At 45.7% G+C, this 1,800-nt stretch carries 2 protein-coding genes and 1 pseudogene; all 3 read right to left on the bottom strand.

Annotation, left to right across the window (positions count from 1 at the left end; all coding sequences use genetic code 11):
• A pseudogene (locus B3182_RS14745) lies at positions 1-187 on the bottom strand (Tol-Pal system protein TolB); the annotation flags it as partial.
• Between the two features lie 11 nt (positions 188-198).
• On the bottom strand, positions 199-1,332 hold the full coding sequence (gene tolA, locus B3182_RS14740) for a cell envelope integrity protein TolA (RefSeq protein WP_292358154.1): 1,134 nt from the start codon (positions 1,330-1,332) through the stop codon (positions 199-201).
• A gap of 5 nt (positions 1,333-1,337) precedes the next feature.
• A complete protein-coding gene (gene tolR, locus B3182_RS14735) occupies positions 1,338-1,784 on the bottom strand; it encodes a protein TolR (protein WP_292358155.1) in 447 nt (148 codons plus the stop codon).
• Between the last annotated feature and the right edge of the window lie 16 nt (positions 1,785-1,800).

Below are 1,800 nucleotides of genomic sequence, written 5' to 3'. Positions count from 1 at the left end.
GATCATTACGAATAATGCTGGTTATATCCTCAGGCGCTTTAATTCCTTCGGCGCCAAACGGCACAATAGCGATTGGGAGTGCGCTATCTGAACCTCCGGTGATTTCGACTTTTAACACGGCAGATGCCTGAATTGGCATAAAAAACATCGCCATTAAGGCAAGCGAACGAATTAATTTCGGGGCCATATTAACTTCTCTCATTCAGGTTTAAAGTATATTTCAATGCCTTCACTGATAATCTTTTGTGCTGCATCAGGGTCTGAAGGCATTGGCATTGGAGCGGCCTTATAAACAGCATTTTCTGCAGAACGATCAAATATTTCACTACCACTGCTTTTTATCACTCTTACACTGCGGATATCACCACCCGGAATAAGTTTCACTTCCAGCGTAACAAGTAACCCAGGTTCTGCATTAGCTGGTTTAGTCCAGTAACGGGTAATTCTTTGTTGAATCTGCAATCCGTAGGTATCCAGAACGCCAGCAATCCGTTTCTGCTTGCGCTGTTCTGCCTCAGCATCTAATTGTCTTTGTAATGCTTGTTCCGCTTCTGCTCGTGATTTTTCTGCGGCCAGGCGTTCTGCCTCAGCTTTTCGCTTGGCCTGAGCTTCAGCAGCTTTTCGTTTAGTTTCAGCTTCAGCTGCCTTACGTTTAGCCTCTTCTTCTGCTTTACGCTTGGCTTCCTCTTCTGCTTTACGTTTGGCTTCCTCTTCCGCTTTACGTTTGGCCTCTTCCTCAGCCTTGCGTCTGGCTTCCTCTTCCGCCTTGCGTTTAGCCACAGCTTCTTCTCGGGCCTTTTCTGCTGCTAAGCGTTCTGCTTCAGCTCGTTGTTTAGCTTCTTCAGCCGCTTTTCGCTCAGCTTCTGCCTTTTGTTTAGCTTGTTCTGCTTGTTGACGTTCCAACTCTGCCTGTTTACGTGCTTCTTCCTGTTCTATACGTTGCTGCTCAAGCTCTTTCAAGCGTTGTTGTTCAAGTTCAGCTTCTTGTTTTAGTTTTTCGGCATCAAGCTTGGCACGTTCCTGCATATCCAGAAATTCTTGCTCTTTACGAGCCAGCTCATCTTGCGTTTTTTCAAGTTGTTCATCCAGTTTTTGCTGACGCTCTTCTTCTGCTGCACGTTTTTTTTCTTCCGCTTCCTGCAAACGCGCCATTTCTTCAAGAACTAAATCTTCGTCAACTACGGTAGCTTGTACGATCTCGACTTCTGGTTGGCCAAACTGGCGAATATCAGTAGGCATATCAAAGCTGAATATCAGCAGTAAAAATAACAATATATGCAATATTGTTGAAGTGCCGCCGGCAAGAAGAGTTTGCACAATTGGATGCTTCATCTTAATTACTGTGTTTCCGTTTCCGGTCTTTGAGTAATCAAACCGACATTCGGTACGCCTGCTTTTTGTAATAAAGCCATAGCCCCTACCACTTGTCCATAACTTGCTGAACTATCGCCTTTGACCATCACTGGCGTTTGAGGGTTTCGGCGTAATACAGCCGACACTCTGGCAACCAGTTCCTGTGCACCGATACTTTGATCCTGATTATCACCTACTGATGCATAGTAAGCACCTTCAGCATCAACCGAAATCACCAAAGGTTCAAGATTTTCCGGCGCTTCAACCGGATTGGCATCGGCCTTGGGTAAATCGACTTGAACGCCCTGGGTTAGCATGGGCGCGGTAATCATGAAAATGATCAGCAATACCAGCATCACGTCGATGTACGGTACGACATTAATTTCTGCCATAGGCTTGCGACGTTGGCGTTGTTGTTTATAAAGCGCCATAGTTGGCTCCGTTATT

This window comes from Methylophaga sp. UBA4204 (genome assembly GCF_002379485.1).
Taxonomy (GTDB): Bacteria; Pseudomonadota; Gammaproteobacteria; order Nitrosococcales; family Methylophagaceae; genus Methylophaga.
Note: the sequence above shows the minus strand (reverse complement) of the source record. Positions and strands in the feature narration are given on the sequence as shown.